Source organism: Sporolituus thermophilus DSM 23256, assembly GCF_900102435.1.
GTDB classification, from domain to species: Bacteria; Bacillota; Negativicutes; order Sporomusales; family Thermosinaceae; genus Thermosinus; species Thermosinus thermophilus.
On sequence record NZ_FNBU01000001.1, the window covers coordinates 227,516 to 245,796 of the forward strand.

General features: G+C 56.0%; 21 protein-coding genes. 8 read left to right on the plus strand and 13 right to left on the minus strand.

Features of this window, described 5'->3' with window-relative positions; translation table 11 throughout:
• Positions 1-9 precede the first annotated feature (9 nt).
• Positions 10-1,713, minus strand: coding sequence for an aldehyde ferredoxin oxidoreductase C-terminal domain-containing protein (locus BLQ99_RS01110; RefSeq protein WP_093687286.1), 1,704 nt, complete (start codon positions 1,711-1,713; stop codon positions 10-12).
• A gap of 158 nt (positions 1,714-1,871) precedes the next feature.
• On the opposite strand from BLQ99_RS01110, the gene BLQ99_RS01115 reads away from it, so the two are divergent.
• Positions 1,872-2,303: an EamA family transporter gene (locus BLQ99_RS01115; RefSeq protein ID WP_093687288.1), complete on the plus strand. Its 432-nt coding sequence runs from the start codon at positions 1,872-1,874 to the stop codon at positions 2,301-2,303.
• A gap of 85 nt (positions 2,304-2,388) precedes the next feature.
• Here the strand turns inward: BLQ99_RS01115 and arsB are convergent, their stop codons facing one another.
• From arsB to BLQ99_RS01130, 3 genes are all read right to left on the minus strand, one after another.
• The gene (gene arsB / locus BLQ99_RS01120; RefSeq protein WP_093687290.1) at positions 2,389-3,462 is read right to left on the minus strand and encodes an ACR3 family arsenite efflux transporter; all 1,074 of its coding nucleotides are present in this window, start codon (positions 3,460-3,462) and stop codon (positions 2,389-2,391) included.
• Positions 3,459-3,797 (minus strand): ArsR/SmtB family transcription factor, encoded by a 339-nt coding sequence (locus tag BLQ99_RS01125; protein WP_093687292.1) that lies wholly within the window; start codon positions 3,795-3,797, stop codon positions 3,459-3,461. The genes arsB and BLQ99_RS01125 overlap by 4 nt, the downstream gene beginning before the upstream one ends.
• Positions 3,798-3,861: 64 nt before the next feature.
• Entirely contained in the window at positions 3,862-4,326 is a 465-nt protein-coding gene (locus BLQ99_RS01130; protein WP_093687294.1) for a GNAT family N-acetyltransferase, read from the minus strand.
• A 316-nt stretch (positions 4,327-4,642) separates the two neighbouring features.
• Between BLQ99_RS01130 and BLQ99_RS01135 the strand changes: the two genes are divergently transcribed.
• Positions 4,643-5,059 carry a bacteriohemerythrin gene (locus BLQ99_RS01135; protein WP_093687296.1) on the plus strand — a complete coding sequence of 139 codons (417 nt, stop codon included), beginning with the start codon at positions 4,643-4,645 and terminating at the stop codon, positions 5,057-5,059.
• A gap of 146 nt (positions 5,060-5,205) precedes the next feature.
• On the opposite strand, the gene BLQ99_RS01140 is transcribed toward BLQ99_RS01135, so the two are convergent.
• From BLQ99_RS01140 to BLQ99_RS01155, 4 genes are all read right to left on the minus strand, one after another.
• Complete coding sequence (locus BLQ99_RS01140) at positions 5,206-5,898, minus strand: GGDEF domain-containing protein (protein ID WP_093687298.1); 693 nt, start codon at positions 5,896-5,898, stop codon at positions 5,206-5,208.
• A 152-nt stretch (positions 5,899-6,050) separates the two neighbouring features.
• Complete coding sequence (locus BLQ99_RS01145; RefSeq protein ID WP_093687300.1) at positions 6,051-6,695, minus strand: histidine phosphatase family protein; 645 nt, start codon at positions 6,693-6,695, stop codon at positions 6,051-6,053.
• 11 nt (positions 6,696-6,706) lie between these two features.
• Positions 6,707-8,293: a phosphoglycerate dehydrogenase gene (serA, locus tag BLQ99_RS01150; RefSeq protein ID WP_093687302.1), complete on the minus strand. Its 1,587-nt coding sequence runs from the start codon at positions 8,291-8,293 to the stop codon at positions 6,707-6,709.
• A gap of 3 nt (positions 8,294-8,296) precedes the next feature.
• Positions 8,297-9,448 carry a pyridoxal-phosphate-dependent aminotransferase family protein gene (locus BLQ99_RS01155; protein WP_093687304.1) on the minus strand — a complete coding sequence of 384 codons (1,152 nt, stop codon included), beginning with the start codon at positions 9,446-9,448 and terminating at the stop codon, positions 8,297-8,299.
• A 221-nt stretch (positions 9,449-9,669) separates the two neighbouring features.
• On the opposite strand from BLQ99_RS01155, the gene BLQ99_RS14705 reads away from it, so the two are divergent.
• Positions 9,670-9,849 (plus strand): hypothetical protein, encoded by a 180-nt coding sequence (locus BLQ99_RS14705; RefSeq protein ID WP_143005851.1) that lies wholly within the window; start codon positions 9,670-9,672, stop codon positions 9,847-9,849.
• 267 nt (positions 9,850-10,116) lie between these two features.
• Entirely contained in the window at positions 10,117-11,247 is a 1,131-nt protein-coding gene (locus tag BLQ99_RS01160) for an HD-GYP domain-containing protein (RefSeq protein ID WP_093687306.1), read from the plus strand.
• A gap of 81 nt (positions 11,248-11,328) precedes the next feature.
• On the opposite strand, the gene BLQ99_RS01165 is transcribed toward BLQ99_RS01160, so the two are convergent.
• Genes BLQ99_RS01165 through BLQ99_RS01175 form a run of 3 tightly spaced genes read right to left on the minus strand, consistent with a single transcriptional unit; the run spans position 11,329 to position 13,178 of the window.
• Positions 11,329-12,183, minus strand: coding sequence for a UbiA-like polyprenyltransferase (locus BLQ99_RS01165; protein ID WP_093687308.1), 855 nt, complete (start codon positions 12,181-12,183; stop codon positions 11,329-11,331).
• A 15-nt stretch (positions 12,184-12,198) separates the two neighbouring features.
• Positions 12,199-12,936 (minus strand): demethylmenaquinone methyltransferase, encoded by a 738-nt coding sequence (locus BLQ99_RS01170; RefSeq protein WP_093687310.1) that lies wholly within the window; start codon positions 12,934-12,936, stop codon positions 12,199-12,201.
• A gap of 35 nt (positions 12,937-12,971) precedes the next feature.
• Positions 12,972-13,178, minus strand: a complete 207-nt coding sequence (locus BLQ99_RS01175) for a hypothetical protein (protein ID WP_093687312.1) — start codon at positions 13,176-13,178, stop codon at positions 12,972-12,974.
• A 272-nt stretch (positions 13,179-13,450) separates the two neighbouring features.
• On the opposite strand from BLQ99_RS01175, the gene BLQ99_RS01180 reads away from it, so the two are divergent.
• The 4 genes from BLQ99_RS01180 to BLQ99_RS01195 all read left to right on the plus strand — a co-directional run bounded on the left by BLQ99_RS01180 (position 13,451) and on the right by BLQ99_RS01195 (position 16,381).
• Positions 13,451-14,131, plus strand: a complete 681-nt coding sequence (locus BLQ99_RS01180) for a nucleoside recognition domain-containing protein (RefSeq protein ID WP_093687314.1) — start codon at positions 13,451-13,453, stop codon at positions 14,129-14,131.
• Positions 14,109-14,561 carry a YjiG family protein gene (locus tag BLQ99_RS01185; protein WP_093687316.1) on the plus strand — a complete coding sequence of 151 codons (453 nt, stop codon included), beginning with the start codon at positions 14,109-14,111 and terminating at the stop codon, positions 14,559-14,561. The genes BLQ99_RS01180 and BLQ99_RS01185 overlap by 23 nt, the downstream gene beginning before the upstream one ends.
• Before the next feature lie 64 nt (positions 14,562-14,625).
• Positions 14,626-15,744 (plus strand): amidohydrolase, encoded by a 1,119-nt coding sequence (locus BLQ99_RS01190; RefSeq protein ID WP_093687317.1) that lies wholly within the window; start codon positions 14,626-14,628, stop codon positions 15,742-15,744.
• 136 nt (positions 15,745-15,880) lie between these two features.
• Positions 15,881-16,381: a flavin reductase family protein gene (locus tag BLQ99_RS01195; protein WP_093687319.1), complete on the plus strand. Its 501-nt coding sequence runs from the start codon at positions 15,881-15,883 to the stop codon at positions 16,379-16,381.
• An 80-nt stretch (positions 16,382-16,461) separates the two neighbouring features.
• On the opposite strand, the gene BLQ99_RS01200 is transcribed toward BLQ99_RS01195, so the two are convergent.
• A complete protein-coding gene (locus BLQ99_RS01200; protein WP_093687321.1) occupies positions 16,462-17,487 on the minus strand; it encodes a LacI family DNA-binding transcriptional regulator in 1,026 nt (341 codons plus the stop codon).
• Positions 17,488-17,503: 16 nt separating this feature from the next.
• The gene (locus BLQ99_RS01205) at positions 17,504-18,256 is read right to left on the minus strand and encodes a fumarylacetoacetate hydrolase family protein (protein WP_093687323.1); all 753 of its coding nucleotides are present in this window, start codon (positions 18,254-18,256) and stop codon (positions 17,504-17,506) included.
• Positions 18,257-18,281 lie beyond the last annotated feature (25 nt).

An 18,281-nucleotide genomic window follows, 5' to 3' on the forward strand; every position in this document is an offset into this window, starting at 1 on the left:
AACCGCCCTCTAATATGCCAGCTCCGCCAGTTCTTCGGCGGTGATGTCAAAGACGGTGCCGGTTTCCGGATTGGCTTCGTCGTAAAAGTGTTCCGGCAGGCGGTCGTGGGCGGAAGTAAAGCCGGCCCGCCGGTTAAATTCTTTTTCTATTTGCAAATATTGGCGGGTAAGCTGCTCCAGGTCCTGAGCGGAAAGGGTTGAGCCGAAACGGGCGTTGACCATTTCCGCCAGGATAGTGCTGTCTTTCAGCGCCGGTGCAATCATCATGCAGAAACCCAGCGCGTCCAGCATGCCGATTTTGATTTGGGCGCCCCGCGATAGGGCTACCTGCCCGTCTTTGAGATGGTGCTTAACATTTGCCCGGGCGACATTGCCGGCCGTATGGTCGGCCCCCATGGCCGATGTGGCATAAGTGACGGCCGTGCCCTTAATGGCCCGCGGCTCATAGGCCGGCATGCCTTGCCCCTTGACCGCGGGAATGCGGCGCACCCCGAAGACCTTCGCCGTCACCACGCAGCCGGAGGCGATGATACGGCCCAGATAGGTGCCGTTTACCATTTCCTCCATCAACCGAAGAAAGGCCGCCTCATCGCCGAAGGGCAGCACGCCGGCCTCCATCGCTACCCCAATAGCACAGCCAATTTCGATGGTATCGACGCCATAATCGTTGCAAAGCCGGTTGGCCTTAGCCACCACGTCGAGACTGCCAATTTCCAAGTTGCTGCCCAAGAGGCCAAGCGTCTCGTATTCCAGCGGCGCCACCAATTCCCGCCCTTCCCGGTCGGGATAAACGTTGGAGCAGCGCACCAGACAGCCCGGCATGCAGGCATGGGTCGGCCGTCCCTCGCCGCCGCGGCTGACAATGGTCTGGTATAACGCCTCGCCATTGAGGTTATCGGCTCCGGCAAACCGGCCGGTCCGGAAATTGCGGGTCGGCAAGCCGCCGATGGCATTGGTTATTTCCATCATAGCCGCCGTACCGTATTTGGGAAAATATTCACCGGTCTGAGGATTATTTAGTAGCAGTTGGTGAAACTCGCGCCCTTTGGCGGCAAGTTCATCAGGCCTGGCCGCTTCCGCCGGCACACAACCGGTATCGTCGAGAACAATGGCCACCAGGCCTTTGGCCCCCATGACCGCCCCCAGGCCGCCGCGGCCGCTGAAGCGGGTCGGCCGCCCTTCCGGGTCGTTATTGGCAATCCCCGCCGTCAGCAGGCGCTGTTCGCCGGCCGGGCCGATGAGGACGAGCCCGGCTTTGGTACCAAACTCCTGGCGCAGCAGCGCCGCTTTCTCGGTAATCCCTTTGCCGGCAAGCTGGTCCGCGCGGCGTAATTCCCCGCCGTTTTTGCTCACGACCAGCAGATACCGGCCATCATCCTCCCGGATACCCTCGACGACAATGGCGCGGTAGCCCAGCCGGGCCATTTTATAAGCGGCAATCCCGCCGGCATTGCTTTCCTTAATGCCGCCGGTCAGCGGGCTCTTGGCCCCGATTGACAGCCGGTTGGCGCAGGAAATGGTAGTACCCGCCAACAGTCCGCAGGCAAAAATCAGCTTGTTATATGGCCCGAGCGGTTCGGCCCAGGGCGCGACTTCATCAAACACCATCCGGGAGGTCAATGCCCGTCCGGCCAGATACCGGTATTCTTGCGGCAACGGCTCGCCGGCGACGGTCAAGTGCGTCATATTAACCCGTAAAATCCGATCAAGCATCTTTTACCACTCCCCCAAACATGCGGCTAGAAACCACCGCATTTCCTTTACAAAAACAATGATAAATAAACTTGGCAAATAATTCAAACAAAAATTAATCGCCCCTTGGGGGGCGGCCACATAACGTGTAAAATGTTAGTTATAGGAGGTGAAGCATAATGGACTATCTATGGCTAATTTACGGCCTGCTATCGGCGGTAACGGCGGCGTTGGTCGCCGTCTTCGGCAAGATCGGCCTGCAGTCGGTTGATGCCAACACGGCCACGGCCATTCGCGCCGTCATCATGACCGCTTTTCTGTGGGGCGTGGTTTTCTTCCAGGGCAATACCGCCCACATACCGGCGATCATCGCCGATAAAAAGACTTTGGTTTTTATTGTGTTGAGCGGCGTGTCGGGCGCCCTTTCCTGGCTGTTCTATTTCTTGGCGCTGAAAGTCGGCAAGGTTTCCCAGGTAGCGCCGATTGACAAGCTGAGCGTAGTCCTGGCGACGGTTATCGCCATCGTTTTCTTGGGGGAAAAGGTAAGTTTCCTGAATGGCCTGGGCGTAGCGCTCATTGCCCTCGGTGCCGTCCTGGTAGCCTTAGGGTAGCTGCCGTTTGCTCGGCAACCGCCTCATCGAGCACCGCTTCGGTATCCTTACACCGGTCGCAGCCATCAAGGTCAAGGTAGATGAACTAGTCTGCTCCGCCTACTTTTGCCTGGCCGTCAGCCTGAAAATACTTTTCGGCGAAGCGGAGCGCAACCCCAACCAGACCGATCATAACCGGCACCTCGATTAGGGGGCCGATAACGGCGGCGAACGCCTGCCCCGAGTTTATGCCAAAAATGGCAACCGCCACGGCAATCGCCAGTTCGAAATTGTTGCTGGCCGCCGTAAAGGCCAGCGTAGTTGACTGTTCATAATTTACTCCTAACCGCCAGCTCAAGAAGAACGACAACAGGAACATAATGACAAAGTAGGCTAAGAGCGGGATAGCGATCCGGACGACATCCAGCGGCAGCTGGATGATATAACTTCCTTTAAGGGAAAACATCACAACAATGGTGAAAAGCAGGGAAATCAGCGTAAGAGGACTGATTTTCGGCAGGAAAACCTTCTCATACCACTCCCGTCCTTTGGCGGGAAGGAGGAAGGAACGGGTCAGATAACCGGCGACAAACGGTATCCCCAAATAAATTGCCACGCTCAAGGCTACGTCGCTCATGGCTACATGAACCTCCATACCCTTAAGGCCAATCCAGTCAGGAATAACGGTAATGAATGCATAGGCGTAAACCGAATAAAAAACAAGCTGGAAAACGGAGTTCAGAGCCACTAGCGCCGCGGCATACTCGGCATCGCCTCTGGCCAGCGAGTTCCAGACAATGACCATGGCGATGCAGCGGGCCAAACCGATGAGAATTAGCCCGACGAGGTAATCCGGTTTGTCCGGCAGCAAGCAAACGGCCAGCACAAACATCAGCACCGGCCCGATAACCCAATTCTGGATAAGCGACAGGGCAAGCACCTTCCCGTTCCGGAATACCTTGCCCATCTCTTCGTATCTGACTTTCGCCAACGGCGGATACATCATTACAATCAGCCCGATAGCGATGGGTATCGAGGTCGTACCGACAGACATAGCGTCAAGCCATGTCGCTACGCCTGGGAAAAGGTAGCCGCCGACAACGCCAATCGTCATCGCCAGGAAAATCCACAGGGTTAAGTAGCGATCCAAAAAGGACAGCCCACCTTGTGTTTTGGTCATTCTTCTTCCTCCTCTTGCTGAATTTGGTACGGCAAACAAGGTTTGCCCCTCGCCTCGACCTCACCCAGCCGCCTAATCTGAATCTGCGTTAAAAACGCTTCAATCAACCTGAACGCTTCCGGGTTTAAACTGTAAAATACCCACTTGCCTTCCTTGGCATCGTCGATTACGCCGGCCTGCCGCAATATTTTCAGGTGGTGGGAAATGGCCGGCTGCGACAATTTAAACGCATCGATAATCTCGCACACGCAAAGCTGGCGTCCTCTAAGCATATTTACGATTTCCAGCCTTGTTTCATCACCTAACGCCTTGAAAATCTGAACTAAATCTTTCACGCCATGCACCACTTTCGCTTGCCAAATTTACGGAGCGTTAACACTATATTTCCCAATTACCCTTTTATATTCTTAGCTCCATATGGATAATATCGGCGGAACAGCAACCTGAACATGCGTTTTTTTTCACAAAGCCCATGGCTTGATACAACGCCAACGCTTCCCGCATCACCGGCAGCGTTTCCAGTCTCATAGACGCGTAGCCGATTTCTTTGGCCTGGCGGACCGCCTCTTCGGCCAGCGCTCTCCCAATGCCTCTTCCCCTGAAGCCGGGCCGTACGTAAAGCCGCTTCATTTCGCACGCCTGAGCTGCCGCTTTTTTCAAAGCCACGCAGCCTGCCGCTTGACCGTCGCTCATGGCCAGCAGCAACCTCCCGTCAGGCGGGGCGTAAACGCCCGGGAGTTCGGCCAGCTCCTGTTCAAAACGCACAAAACAGGTTTCGTAATCGCGGGATGAAGCGTACTCGACCAACAGGTCCCGGACATAACCCAGGTCCTCGGCGGACTGAGCTATGGTAATGCTGACCACGCGAACCTTTCCTCCCTTATGAAAATATAAGACCTGGCAAGACGTAGCGTGCTGTAAATATAGCCGGCAACAACCGGAAGAGGCAAAACACTTTTACATATTTAAAAACTTAAATCTATTTATATGATAAACCGCTTAGCTTGTCTCAGTCAAGCCACTTTTCGGTTAATTTATCTCCATAATCCCTAGCGTAAAAATTATTGTCTTGGCCGCAATCTTCACCGCTGGAATAAATTAGGTTTTATTATATTGCCGCCAGGCTTTTGGCCGCATTATACTTTATTGTAGATACCTAACGAAAAGAGGGGATGGCGGCATGAACTGGAATGCAAAATTCGCTACCGGAATAGGGACTATCGACGCTCAGCACCGGCGGCTGTTCGAGATTTGCGGCGAACTTCAGGACCTTGCCGAAAAGGCGAAGACCGAGGACAGGTACGAGCAAATTAGGCTGGTCTTGAAGGATTTGACCGACTATACCGTCGCCCATTTCGGTCTGGAAGAAAAGTATATGCAGGAAAGCGGCTATAGCGAGCGCGATTACGCCTATCACAAAATGGAACATGACGCGTTCGTGGCCAAGGTGAGCAAAATCCTTGACGGTGACTGGGAAGACAACCAGCACCAAACCGTTTCCAAGCTACTGGTCTTCGTCACCGCCTGGATAAAGGCGCATATCTTGGACACTGATATGAAGTATGTCGCAACATTGAAAGCTAAAGGATATAAATAAGCCGACCCTATGGTCGGCTTATTTACCGTTAATTAGCTCCGCTTTCCCCTCGCCAAAGCGGACAGTGAAGGTAGTCAACTCTGTATACATAAAAATTGTTATGCCGATTGTTATGCCGGCGCACCGGCGTTTGGTCTAAATGGCATTTACGCCAATGAAGCTCGGCAGACGCTCCGAAATAAGCCCGGATGCCATACCGCGACTTCGTTTTTTCGTCTTTTGGCCTTATATAATGCCTGATCGGCCATCTCTATCGCCTGAATAACGGTCGTGTCTTTGCCCACCGGCAAAATCCCGATACTCAACGTAACCCCATAAGTGTCTGGGTTAGTTTGGACGACCAGGCGCAGTCTCTCGGCAACAGCCAACGCCCCCTCGACCGTCGTATCCGGAAAAATTACGGCAAACTCGTCTCCTCCCCAGCGGGATACGACATCAAACGTCCGCGTGTTGGCCTTTAACATCCTGGCAAGTTCAATAAGCAGTTTATCGCCGGCAACATGGCCGTAGCTGTCATTGATGCGTTTGAAATTATCGGTGTCAATCATCGCGATGCATAGGGAGGATTGAGACCGTTGGGCCCGTTCCATCTCTTCCATCAATCGACGATTAAAATAGCCTCTGTTCCATAATCCGGTCAAAGAATCGGTGCAGGCGCCCCGCCGGAAGTACTTTAACAATTTGCCGGTAACAATACCGGCCAATGCCGCCGTCCCACCCGCCAAAAGCCAAACTGTATCCTTATCCATAAAGGAAGAAAGCGCATATAATGCCGCAGTGACCGACACCCCTAAGAACCCAAACACATAATGAACAACCCGCCAAAACATTTCTTCCATCAACCACAGAGCCCCCCCTCCGACTTACTAAATATAATGTAACATATATATCGGAGGAAAGCAGCGGTTGCTTAATTGGAAAATTTAACTATTTTTCTTTAAAAATTACTTAGCGGGTGCGTGCTGAAGCACATACGCACCCGCGCTTATCCTCATAGCCCTTTCTGTTCAATACCGCTGAATAAAAAGCCGAGGTGTGCCGTCGAATTCATCAGCACCAGCCGCCAGCAGCCATTGTCCTGATACTCAAAGACATTGATGCAGGTATTGTCCTGCTTGACCTGCCAAAAATGGGACAGGTCAATATCCAGGATGGAGCACAGCACCGCCTTGTTGACCGCATCATGGGCCACCACCAGCACCGTCTGGCCGGCGTGGCGGGCCGCATAGTCGCGGAAAGCGGCCATGGCCCGGTCGCGCACATCGACGATGGTCTCACCGCCGGGCATCCTGACATCGACTACTGTCGTCCGCCATTTCTCCAACAGGTCCGGATAGCGCGCCGCCACTTCGCTGGCGAGCATCCCCTCCCATTCGCCGTGATTGATCTCCAACAGCCGGTCATCAGCCGTAACGGCGAGACCGTGATGACGGGCGCACATGACGGCCGTATCGTAGGACCGGGACAAGGGACTGGAATAGCATGCGTCAATCGGGATATCTTTCAGCGCCGCGGCCACCCTTTCGCCCTGCCATTTGCCAAAGTCGCTAAGGGGCGTGTCAATCTGCCCCTGATACCGGCCTTCCCGGTTCCAGGTCGTCTCACCGTGGCGTACCAAAATGAACCGTGTCGCCATTGTCCCCCTCCTTAACCGGCATTGAAGTTGACTAATTTTGCGCCGAGAATGCCGTCGACGGCCTTAATCCTCAGCATAACCGGCGTGGGAATGTCACTTTCCACCGCCATTACCATGATATTGGTGCCGGCCTGTTCGGTGCGGCCAACCTGCATGCCCGCGATGTTGATGTTGTGCTCACCCAGGATGGTGCCAACCTTGCCCACCATGCCCGGCTTGTCGATATGGGGGCCGATCAGCAGCCAGCCCTCCGGCTCGACGTCGACGCGATAGCCGTCAATCATGACAATGCGCCCTTCCGTCTTCCCGAACAGCGTGCCGGCCACCATATGGGCGGTCTTGTCGGTGCGAACCCTTACTGTGATGAGGTTGGCGAAGTTGGCCGTTTCTTTGCTTTTTATTTCCTTGACTTTAATGCCCCGCGCCTTGGCGATGCCGGGTGCATTGACATAGTTTACTTTTTCCTGCAGGATGGGGTTGAGCATCCCCTTGAGGACGGCCGTGGTGACAAGCCGCGTATCGACCTCACTGATGTCGCCGTTATACTCCACGTCCACGACGCTGATGCGGCCGTCGGCCAGGTGAACGGCCAGACAACCCATCTTTTCCGCCACCTTGAAATAGGGCTGAATGACTTCCAGCACATGGGGCGGGATGGGCGCCAGATTAACCGCCGTGGTCACCGGCTCGCCCCGCAAGGCGGCAATGATGCCGCGAGCGACATCCACGGCCACGCCGACCTGGGCTTCGGCGGTCGAGGCGCCGAGATGGGGAGTAAGTACCACATTGTTCAGACCGAGCAGGGGATTGTTCGGATCAATCGGTTCCTTTTCAAAAACGTCTATTGCCGCACCGGCCACAATGCCGTCCTGTAGGGCCTGGGCCAGGGCGCCCTCGTCGATGATGCCGCCCCGGGCGCAGTTAATGATACGTACGCCCCGCTTCATGCGTTTAAACGCATCCTGGCCGAGCAGGCCCCTGGTGTCAGCCGTCAATGGCAGGTGGAGGGTGAGGAAATCGGCGGCGGCCAGCACTTCGTCCAGCTCGACCAGCTCAACGCCCAACGCCTTGGCATTATCGGCATTGATAAACGGGTCATAAGCCAGCACCGTCATCTCCATGGCCATGGCCCGTTTGGCCACCCCCGCCCCGATGCGGCCAAGGCCGAGGATGCCGAGCGTTTTGCCCCTGAGCTCCACTCCCATGAACTTGCTGCGCTGCCACTCACCGGCCTTCATGGTGGCGTGGGCCTGGGGAATATTGCGGGCCAGGGCCAGCATCATGGCCATGGTATGTTCGGTCGCGGCCACGGTGTTGCCTTCCGGGGCGTTGAGGACGATGATGCCCCGTTTGGTAGCCGCCTCGACGTCTATATTATCAACGCCGACACCGGCCCGGCCGATGACTTTCAGGTTAGCCGCGGCGTCAATGACCGCCTTGGTGACCTTGGTCTCACTGCGCACCACCAGGGCGTCGTAGGCCGGAATCACGCGGATAAGTTCCTCCGGCGGCAATTTGTGCCTGACATCGACTTCAAAGTGCTGCTCTAAAAGCTTTACCCCTTCGGCGGAAACAGGGTCAGCAACTAAAATTCTCATTCACTATCCCTCCAAAATTACGATCTGGGCGGCGCGCACCCCAGCGCCCAGCTCGACTTTGTGTCCGAGCAGGGTCAGCGTCATTTCCAGGGTGGCCAAGGTCACCAAAATATCGGTTTCGGCTACATACCCGAGATGGCCGATACGGAAGATCTGGTTTTCCAACTTTTTCTGGCCGCCGGCCAGCGTGATGCCGAACCGCTCGCGCATGGTCTTTTGAATTTTTTTGGCTTCTATTCCTGCCGGCGGTAGCACGGCGGTCACACCGGGCGAGGCAACCTTGTCGTCGGCCAACAGACCAAGCCCCATGGCCCGGACGCCGGCCCGCAGCGCCGTTGCCAATAGCCGGTGGCGGGCAAAGATGTTGTCCAGCCCCTCTTCCTCAATCAGCCGCAGCGCTTCCGCCAGGCCGAACAAGAGGCTAACCGGCGGCGTGTACGGATTCTGCCCTTTCGCCAGCGCTTTTTTAACCGCCTGGGCGTCCCAGTAGAACTTCGGCATGGTGCTTTGGGCACACGCTGCCCAGGCCCGCTCGCTCAAAGCCATAAAGCCCAAGCCGGGTGGCAGCATCAGCGCTTTCTGGGCGCCGGTGATAACCACGTCCAGGCCCCACTCGTCCATCGCCAGGTCCACGGCGCCGAGCGAGCTAACGGCGTCTACCACGACCAGGGCGGGATGCCCCTTGCACGCTGCCGCCAGGGCCCGAACGTCGTTGGTCACGCCGGTCGACGTTTCATTATGGGTGAGAAAAACGGCTTTAATCCGGCCTTCTTTGTCACCAGCCAGGCGCTCAGCCAAAACCTGCGGGTCGGCCGCTTCTCCCCAGGGGAAATCCAGCTTTTCCACGACAGCACCGAATTTAGCGGCAATTTCGGCGAACCGGTCGCCGAAGACGCCAATGCTGACCACCAGGACATGGTCGCCGGGCGACAAGATATTGACCACCGCCGCTTCCATCATGCCCGTGCCGGCTGACGGGTAGGTAAGCACATCCTGTTTGGTCTTGAAGACAGTTTTCAGCCGGTCGCTGACATCGCGAAACAAGGCCTCGTACTGCGGGCCGCGATGGTTAATGACCGGGCGGTGCATGGCCTGCAGCACCCGCTCCGGCACAGCCGTAGGCCCAGGAACCATCAAATACGGTTTTTGCAACATGATTAAATCCTCCCCTTACCAATTGCCTATTTTTTATTTTTTATAAAGAAGCGCTGGTGCGCCTTTTAGTGAAACCGCTAGCTTTGCTTTCCGTTTACCACTTACCATTTACCGCTTTCCACTTTCCGTTTACCTAATAAAAAATCCCGCCCCTGATTTGGGGCGAGATTTAGTCCCGCGGTGCCACCCACTTTTTGACCGTCAAGGCAGGGCCATCCCGCATGCAAAAAACCTCTCGTCCCAGCAGGGACGAGAGGTTGCTCCCGCGTTGCCACCCTAGTTGCCATCAGGCCAACTTTTACCCGCTGTATCGGGCGGTACCCGTCATGATTCGTCACCAGCCGCTCAAGGGCGGAACGCCTGCCCCGGCCGCCGGCTCGCACCACCCGCCGGCTCTCTGATGGCCTCAAAGCATTTGCTTCCCTGTCATCGCGTTAACCTTATGCAGCTAGTTTGATTATACAGTTTCCCGTTCATACAGTCAAGTGTATTTTTCGAATATACATCTTGTGCAATTTGTCCATAAAAACAAGCAGCCAGTTTACGATAATAATGTTGCCACAAAAATACATAATTCGGCAGGAAAAACCATTTTAATAGCCAAAAAAATATATATTTTACAATAACTTGCTAAACTAGCGATCAACAGATACTGGGGGAAGAACTCGATGCAACGTATTTCCATAGCCCACCTGCGGCCAGGTATGGTAGTTGCCAGAAACGTTTTCAGCGCCCAGGGCCAGCTGCTTTTATGCAAAGGCTGTGTTCTCACCAAGCGCTATATCGACCGCCTGCGCCACCTGGGCATTACGTCCATCTATATTGCCAATCCTTACACCGACGACCTGGAAGTGCCAGAGGCCATCAGAGAAGAAACCAGACAACAGGCGATCGCGACCGTCCAGCAATCTTTTGCCAAATTCCGCCTGGAACAGCGGCTTGACCTGGCTGCCCTGGAGTCGGCGGCGCAGGCTATCGTTGACGAGCTGCTGAAGAATCGCGCAACCCTTATTCACCTCACCGACATCCGTACCTATGACGATTACACTTTCGGCCACTCGGTCAATGTCAGCATCCTCTCGGTTTTTACCGGCCTTAGTCTGGGCTTCGCCCGCGGCCAATTGGAAGAGCTGGCTCTCGGCAGCCTGCTGCACGACGTGGGGAAAATTGCCATACCGCCAGCCATCCTCAATAAACCGGGCAAACTTGCGGCGGAAGAAATGGCCGTCATGCAGCAGCATGCCGCCACCGGCTTTGCAATCCTGCACAAGCAGAATCCCGAAATCCCTCTTTTGGCGGCCCATATCGCCTTCCAGCACCACGAACGGCTGGACGGCAGCGGCTACCCCCGCGGCCTTAAGGGCGATGAAATCCACCCCTATGCCCGGATTGCCGCCATCGCTGACGTGTACGACGCGCTTACCTCCGACCGTCCCTACCGGCGGGCCATGCCGCCCCATGAAGCCTATGAGACTCTTCTCGTTTTCCACAACAAACATTTTGACGGCGCAGTGCTCGACCAGTTTCTCCGCCGGATTGCCTGCTATCCTGTCGGCAGCTTTGTTCAGCTGAGCAGCGGCGAAGTGGGCGTGATCGTCCATGTCCCGCCCGACCTCCCCCTCCGGCCTACCGTCCGGCTGCTGACTGACCGCGAAGGCCAGGCCGTATCATCGCAGCACGAGATTGATTTGACAAAAGAGCTTTCTACTTTTATCTGCAAAGTATTGGCCGAAGAGGAAATTATCGCCCTCGGCAACCGCTTAAGCGTCCAAGGTTTAAGTCAGGCCTTCAACTACTGACCTTTGCCCCGCCCACCGGCAAAGGGAATCACCAAGATACATAAGGCCTGCGGTTTCACCAAACCGCAGGCCTTATGTATTCTACAGCAAAATGTCGAGAAAGGTGCAGACAAACATCACCACGCTTAAAACTCCGTTGAGGTTGAAGAAGGCGACGCCTGCCCGCGACAAGTCATCAGGCGCTACCAGTGTGTGCTGGTAGTAAAGCAGCGCCAGCGCCCCGGCTAGCCCCAGCCAATAAAAGACTCCCAGCCGGAGAATAATACCTACGGCAGCGAAAAACAGCGGCGCCACCACATGGAGGGCTGTGGAAATTTTGAGCGCCGCCGCAATGCCGAACCGGGCGGGAATAGAGTAGATGCCCGCCTGCCGGTCAAAGTCGTAGTCGTCACAAGCATAGATGATATCAAAACCGGCCACCCAGAACATGACGCCCAGAGCCAATAGCACTGGCACCGGCGCGATTTCGTTGGCGATGGCGATCCACGCCCCCAGGGGCGCAAGCCCCAGCGTCCCGCCTAAAAAAAAGTGGCAGGTCCAGGTGAACCGTTTGGTATAGGAGTAAAAAGTCAGGGCAAAAACGACCAGGGGAAAAAGTTTAAAGGCCAGCGGGCTGAGCGTGTAGGCCGCGAGGGCGAGCAGCGCGAAGGAAACGATGATATACAGCCACACCTCGGCGACGCTGATCAGTCCCCGCGGCAACGCCCTTCCTGCCGTGCGGGGGTTGCGGGCATCAATATGGCGGTCGATCAGGCGGTTAAGGGACATTGCTGCCGTCCGCGCTCCCACCATTGCCACGGTAATCCACAGCCAGTGATAGGCTGACGGCACCTTTTGCTCGGTAAGGAGCGCCCCCATGTACGCAAACGGCAGGGCAAAAATGGTATGCTCAAACTTAATCATTTCCAAAAAAACGGCAATTTTGCCAGCCTTCACACCAGCCCCTCCTTCTCACTTAATACCGACATGGACAGCCACAATGCCGCCGGTTAGTTCGAAATAACAGGCTTCTTTCAAGCCGGTGCGGGCAAACAAGTCGCAAATCTCCCGCTGGTGGGGAAACACCCGCAACGACTCGGGCAACCAGCGGTAAGGACCGTCAATACCCACGCCCAATTTGCCAAGGAGCGGCAATACCTGTTCAAAATAAAAATAATAGAGCTGCTTGAAAACAGGCGCGCTCGGCTTGGCCAGTTCCAGCGAAACCACCGTCCCGCCGGGACGCACTACCCGCCGCATTTCCGCTACCGTCCGCTCAACGTCCGGCACATTGCGGAGAGCAAAGCCAATGGTCGCACAATCAAAAGTATTGTCGGCAAAGGGCAGGTCCATGGCGTTGCCCTGTACGAGCTCAATCGTTTGGGCATAGAGTGTTTTCCCGATGTTTTCGCGGGCCTGGACCAGCATATTTTCACAAAAGTCCAGCCCCACCACCCGGCCGACCGGCCCGGCCAGCTTTGCCAGTTCGAGAGTTAGCATGCCGGTGCCGCAACAGACATCAAGCGCCGTGCCGCCGGCCGCCAGTCCGGTCTTGGCGGCGGCAAAACGACGCCACCGCTTGTCCTGGTTGAAACTAAGGGCCGTGTTGAGCAGGTCGTAGCGGTGGGCAATCGACGAAAATACGCTATAGACAAAGGCTTCTTTCTCTTTGCCGTAGAGCTTGTCCTTGGGCCGGAAAGTCTCCGCCATGGCCGCGCCCCCTTTTGGTGTTGTTGGTGTCATTCCTAAATTATATACCGCCGGCGCCGCTTCGCCAAGCCCTGCTTTTTGGCCGGGAGCCGGCCCGGCCAGCCCGAATGACTTAGGCAGCCGGCCTTCGGCCCGAGTTTGCCGTCAACGGCGGCGTGTACCATTTCGTCCTGGTGAAAGTAAACGGCGACGTCGTTGAGATTACGCCGGTCCTGCTGTGAGGGCGAGGCGGCGCCTGGCAATAGACGCCGCCTCGTCCTTACTTTGTATAGTTAACATTTGTCCAAGAACGATGCAGGAAAATTGTCCACCTACCAAGAATATTGTTATTGACATGAACTTACATTTATCTACAGCGAGGCGCCGGGCTGGCAGGCACTACCCAAGGCCCCTTACGGTAGGCCCGTCCGTTTGCCGTAAATTTTTGCGAAAGGGTAGGTGAGCAGCACAGGCGATACAGCAGGTAGGTGCACGGTATTTTGTATGCAATATTCAAGCTCAAAGGAGGATTAAAATGAACCAAGATAACCAGAACCAAGGCGCCAAGCAAGAACTGCAAGTGCCGGTCATGGGCTACCTGGCCCTCATTTTCGCCATTATCTTTTTCTCCGGAATTTTTGCCAACGCCAAAGGGTGGCAATCGGCGCTTGACTTCAATACCATCAACGGTAAATTCGGGACCATGAAAGACGCCGCCAAGGCAACTTTTGCCGGTATGGGCGGCTCCGGCGTCAGAGACGGCTTTTTGTTCGCGCTCGGCCTCATCCCCGGGGTCATGCTCGCTCTTGGCATCATTGAAATCATCGACCATCTCGGCGGTCTGAAAGCCGCCCAAAAGCTGTTGACTCCCGTCCTGCGCCCCCTGCTCGGCATCCCCGGCATCGCCGGCCTGGCGCTCATCTCCAGCCTGCAAAGCACTGACGCCGGCGCCGGTATGACCAAAGCACTGCGCGAAGCAGGCGCGATCACCGAAAAAGAAAAGACGGTCTTCTGCGCCTTCCAGTTTTCTGCCGGCGGCACTATCACCAACTACCTGACTACCGGCGGCGCGCTCTTCTCCTTCCTTACCGTCCCCATTATTCTGCCGTTGGCCGTTATTTTCGTAATGAAAGTTTTCGGGGCAAACCTTATGCGGCTGTACTTGAACAAGTTTGTAAAGGAGGACCTCGACAATGGCAAACAAATCGCTGGCTGATGTTTTTGTCGACGGTGCGAAAAAAGGCTGGAATATCGGGGTCAACAGCCTCCTGCCCAACGTACTGATGGCGTTTGCCCTTATTCAGGTCTTAAAGGTCACCGGCCTGCTTGATGTCCTGGGGAAAGTCTTTGCGCCGGTCATGGCGATCTTTGGCCTGCCCGGCCAGGCCGTGATGGTGCTTATCAGCGCCTGGCTGTCCATGGGCGGCGGCGTCGGCGTCGCGGCCAGCCTGTATTCGCAGGGAATTTTGAACAATACCCATGTCACTATTCTCCTGCCGGCCATTATTCTGATGGGCGCCCAAATCCAATATATGGGCCGTCTGCTCGGCACCGCCGGCGTCCAGCCCCGCTTTTATCCCATGCTGTTCGGCATTTGTATTGTCAACGCTCTCATCGCCATGCTGATTATGCGTTTCTTTGCCTGATAACGCCATCCCGGCTGCTTTGCGCACAAGGCCCAAGCAGCCTTTAACCTAAGGAGGGGATTTTATGACCGATTTAGCGACAAGAGTGAAAGAAGTGTGGGCCACCCTGCACGAAATGCCGGAAGTGGGCTTCGAAGAAGTGAAAACTTCGGCTTTTCTGGCTGATGCGCTCCGCGCGGCCGGCTATCAGGTCCAGACCGGCGTCGGCGGCACCGGCGTCGTCGGCGTCCTTGACAGCGGCAACCCCGGCCCGGTTTTGGCGCTCCGCGCCGATATGGACGCCCTGGGCCATATGGTTGAAGGCAAGCCCTGCGCCATCCATTCCTGCGGCCATGACGCCCATTCGGCGATGGTGCTGACGGTGGCGGAAGAACTGGCCCGTAAAGGCATTGAACGGGGCAAGCTCAAAATTCTCTTCCAACCGGCCGAAGAAAAACTGTTTGGCGCACTGCGGGTGATTGAAGACGGCGCCATCGACGATGTCGAGATGGTGGTAGGCATCCACCTCCGCCCCATTCAGGAAGCCCGGAGCGGCCAGGCTACGCCTGCCCTCTACCACGGCGCCAGCTACATCATGGAGGCGACCATTCACGGCCTGACTGCCCACGGCGCCCGCCCGCACCTGGGCATAAACGCCATTGACGCGGCAGCAGCCGCGGTTAATGCCGTAAATGCCATCCATATGAACCCGACGATTCCGGCGACGGTCAAAGTCACTAAACTCCATGCCGGCGGCGCGGCGCTAAACGCCATTCCCGACAAGGCCGTCATGGCCCTCGACCTGCGCTCGCAGGACAACGGCCTAATGGACGACCTGATCAAGAAAACCACCCGGGCCATCGAGGCGGCCGCCGCTACCGTCGGCGCCACCGCCGAGGTAAAAGTATCAGGCGGCTGTCCGGCAGCCGAATATGACAAGGATATGGTCGAGCTGGCGAAAGAAGCGATTACCGCCGTCCTCGGCCCGGACGGCTTGCTGGCCCCCATCACCACGCCCGGCGGTGAGGATTTTCACTTTTTCGTAAAGCATAAGCCGAGTATCAAAGCTGCTTACATCGGCCTTGGCGCCGATGCCGCCCCCGGCCTGCACCATCAGGAAATGAAGTTTAATCCCGACGCCCTGATTAATGGGGTAAACATCCTGCTCTACATGGTAGATAAATTAGTCGGCATTAGAGCCTAATTTTAAGCCCTCACTCAGTTGGTCGGAGTGAGGGCTTTTATCTATGGGTATATGAAAAAAAGGAAATTGGACAATAAGTTTAGAATAACTTGATAATATAACTTTAACCGATAAAAATTTTTAGGAGGTCGATGCTATGCGCGAAGTTCCGTATACCGAATATGCAACTAAAGCCATTGAAATCCTCAGCAAGGGCGCCTTTCTGACCACCGCCCACGGCGGCAAAACCAACACCATGACGATTGCCTGGGGTAACATCGGCTTTATGTGGGGCAAGCCGGTATTTACCGTCATGGTCCGTCCCTCCCGCTATACCTACCAATTAATTGAACAGAGCGGCGAGTTTACGGTCAGCATCCCCCTGCAGGACATGCAGCAGGCCCTTGCCCTGTGCGGCACTAAGTCCGGCCGGGATCTAGACAAGATCGCCGCAGCCGGCCTCACCCTGCTCCCCGGGCAAAAAGTCGCTACCCCGGTCATTGCCGGCTGCGGTCTTCACTACGAGTGCAAAATTGTCTACAAGCAACCCATGGACCCCGCCGCCCTTGACCCGGCCTACAAGGCCAAGTGCTACGCAAGCGGCGACTTCCATACCCTGTACTTTGGCGAAATCGTCGCCTGCTACCGCGAAGAGTAAGATATGCGGTTTTCAGTATGGAACAATAAATTTTAAGAGGTCAACCCACAAAGGTTGACCTCTTACTTATTATTATCCGGTTATGCGTTTAGGAGTTCGCCGCAGGACGCACGGACGACCAGCTGCGGGGCAAACACTACCGTGGCCGGTTTTTTCGGCGGTTTGCCGGCCTTAATCCGTTTGATCAACACGGCCGCCGCTTTAATCCCCATGTCATAGACCGGCTGGGCAACAACGGTGATCGGCGGATCAATAAGCTCGGCCCATTCCCAGTCGTCAAAGCCGATGACCGCCATATCGCGGGGAATGGCTACCCCCAGGCGTTTAAGGGCTTTGACAATGGCCATGGTCATAAGGTTATTGGCGCCGAAAATCGCCGTAGGCCGCTCGCCCGGCGCTCTTGCCAGCAGCTCCCGCACCTTGGCGGTAACTGTCTCCAGCTGCGTATCGGTCTCAACGAGCAGCTCCGGCCGGAAAGGAATGTTATACTCGGCCAGGGCGGCTTGATAGCCGCGTACCCGTTCCAGCCGAGGACTTACCTGGTCGCAGGGCAGAGTAAACATGGCAATGCGGCGGTGACCAAGGCCGACCAGATGGCCAATCGCCAACCGCGCTCCCAGGTCACTGTCCACGGTAACGGTGTCAAGGCCCATTTCTGGCGCTTTTCGGTCAATAAGGACGACAGGCACGCTGGCGTTTACCTCTTTAACCAGGGGATTATTGCCGCCGGTAGTATTGATAATCAGGCCGTCAATCTGTTTGGCCGTCAGCATTTCGATGTATTCGCGCTCTTTGACCGGGTCGTCGTCGGCGTTACACAAAATCAGGTTGAACCCGTGCTTTTTGCAGTAGTCCTCCACCCCGCGGATAATACTGGTGGAAAAAGGGTTAAGAATATTGGCGACAATGGCCCCCACGGTATGGGTCCGTTTCTGCTTCAGACTGCGGGCCACGGCGTTGGGGCGGTAATCAAGCTCGGCGATGACCCGGGCGATGCGCTGGCGCGTCTCAAGGCTCATGCACTCGTAGCGCCCATTGAGATAACGGGAAATAGTGCTCTTGGATACACCCGCCTGCTGGGCAACGTCCCGAATGGTGATCGGCATTGGCTGCTATAGCCCCTTAAACGGCCTTGTTGCGCATGACGCCGAGCACCGGGCTGCTGATTTCGATTGTATCGCCCTTGGCGAAAACGTCACCGCCAGGCGGCGTGCCGGTGGCAATGACGTCACCGGGCTTAAGCGTCATGATGCTGGAAATAAACGCGATGAGCTCCCGGACGCCGAAAATCATGTCCGAAGTGCGGCCGCGCTGTTTTTCCACCCCGTTGACGGTCAGCACAAGTTCGATGTCATCAGGCGAGATGTCGGTAACGATATACGGCCCCACGGGTGTAAAGGTGTCAAAGGACTTGCCCCGAGTCCACGGCTGACCTTTCGGAATATGGTCCTTTGCGGTAACGTCGTTGCACAAGCAGTAACCGAAGCAATAGTCGAGGGCGCGGTCAACGCTGACATTTTTGGCGGTCTTGCCGATAACGACGGCCAATTCAACTTCAAAAGCCGGCTGCTTGACGCTGTCCGGAACGACAATGTCCTCGGCCGGGCCAATGACGCTCGTCGACGGCTTGAGAAACAAAATGGGGTCATCCGGATAGGGAACGCCTTTGGCGGCAGCAACCGACTTATAGTTAAGACCGACGCCCACCACTTTGGACGGAGTTACCGGGGCAAGCAGCTTAACGGCGTCAATGGCATAAGTTTGGCCGGTTATTTGGTATTCGCCAAAGATGCTGCCGCTGATAACGCGTAAGGCGCCGCCTTCCACCACGCCGTAGTATTCGGCGCCGTCGGCGCAAAACCTGGCAAACCGCATATCAACATCTCCTTTTTGCTTTTTG

Bases quoted from the DNA above. Each gene is read 5' to 3' on its own strand.
- BLQ99_RS01110 (WP_093687286.1), bottom strand. From the start codon at position 1,713: ATGCTTGATCGGATTTTACGGGTTAATATGACGCACTTGACCGTCGCC.
- BLQ99_RS01115 (WP_093687288.1), top strand. From the start codon at position 1,872: ATGGACTATCTATGGCTAATTTACGGCCTGCTATCGGCGGTAACGGCG.
- arsB (WP_093687290.1), bottom strand. From the start codon at position 3,462: ATGACCAAAACACAAGGTGGGCTGTCCTTTTTGGATCGCTACTTAACC.
- BLQ99_RS01135 (WP_093687296.1), top strand. From the start codon at position 4,643: ATGAACTGGAATGCAAAATTCGCTACCGGAATAGGGACTATCGACGCT.
- BLQ99_RS01140 (WP_093687298.1), bottom strand. From the start codon at position 5,898: ATGGAAGAAATGTTTTGGCGGGTTGTTCATTATGTGTTTGGGTTCTTA.
- BLQ99_RS01145 (WP_093687300.1), bottom strand. From the start codon at position 6,695: ATGGCGACACGGTTCATTTTGGTACGCCACGGTGAGACGACCTGGAAC.
- serA (WP_093687302.1), bottom strand. From the start codon at position 8,293: ATGAGAATTTTAGTTGCTGACCCTGTTTCCGCCGAAGGGGTAAAGCTT.
- BLQ99_RS01155 (WP_093687304.1), bottom strand. From the start codon at position 9,448: ATGTTGCAAAAACCGTATTTGATGGTTCCTGGGCCTACGGCTGTGCCG.
- BLQ99_RS14705 (WP_143005851.1), top strand. From the start codon at position 9,670: ATGCAAAAAACCTCTCGTCCCAGCAGGGACGAGAGGTTGCTCCCGCGT.
- BLQ99_RS01160 (WP_093687306.1), top strand. From the start codon at position 10,117: ATGCAACGTATTTCCATAGCCCACCTGCGGCCAGGTATGGTAGTTGCC.
- BLQ99_RS01170 (WP_093687310.1), bottom strand. From the start codon at position 12,936: ATGGCGGAGACTTTCCGGCCCAAGGACAAGCTCTACGGCAAAGAGAAA.
- BLQ99_RS01180 (WP_093687314.1), top strand. From the start codon at position 13,451: ATGAACCAAGATAACCAGAACCAAGGCGCCAAGCAAGAACTGCAAGTG.
- BLQ99_RS01185 (WP_093687316.1), top strand. From the start codon at position 14,109: ATGGCAAACAAATCGCTGGCTGATGTTTTTGTCGACGGTGCGAAAAAA.
- BLQ99_RS01190 (WP_093687317.1), top strand. From the start codon at position 14,626: ATGACCGATTTAGCGACAAGAGTGAAAGAAGTGTGGGCCACCCTGCAC.
- BLQ99_RS01195 (WP_093687319.1), top strand. From the start codon at position 15,881: ATGCGCGAAGTTCCGTATACCGAATATGCAACTAAAGCCATTGAAATC.
- BLQ99_RS01200 (WP_093687321.1), bottom strand. From the start codon at position 17,487: ATGCCGATCACCATTCGGGACGTTGCCCAGCAGGCGGGTGTATCCAAG.
- BLQ99_RS01205 (WP_093687323.1), bottom strand. From the start codon at position 18,256: ATGCGGTTTGCCAGGTTTTGCGCCGACGGCGCCGAATACTACGGCGTG.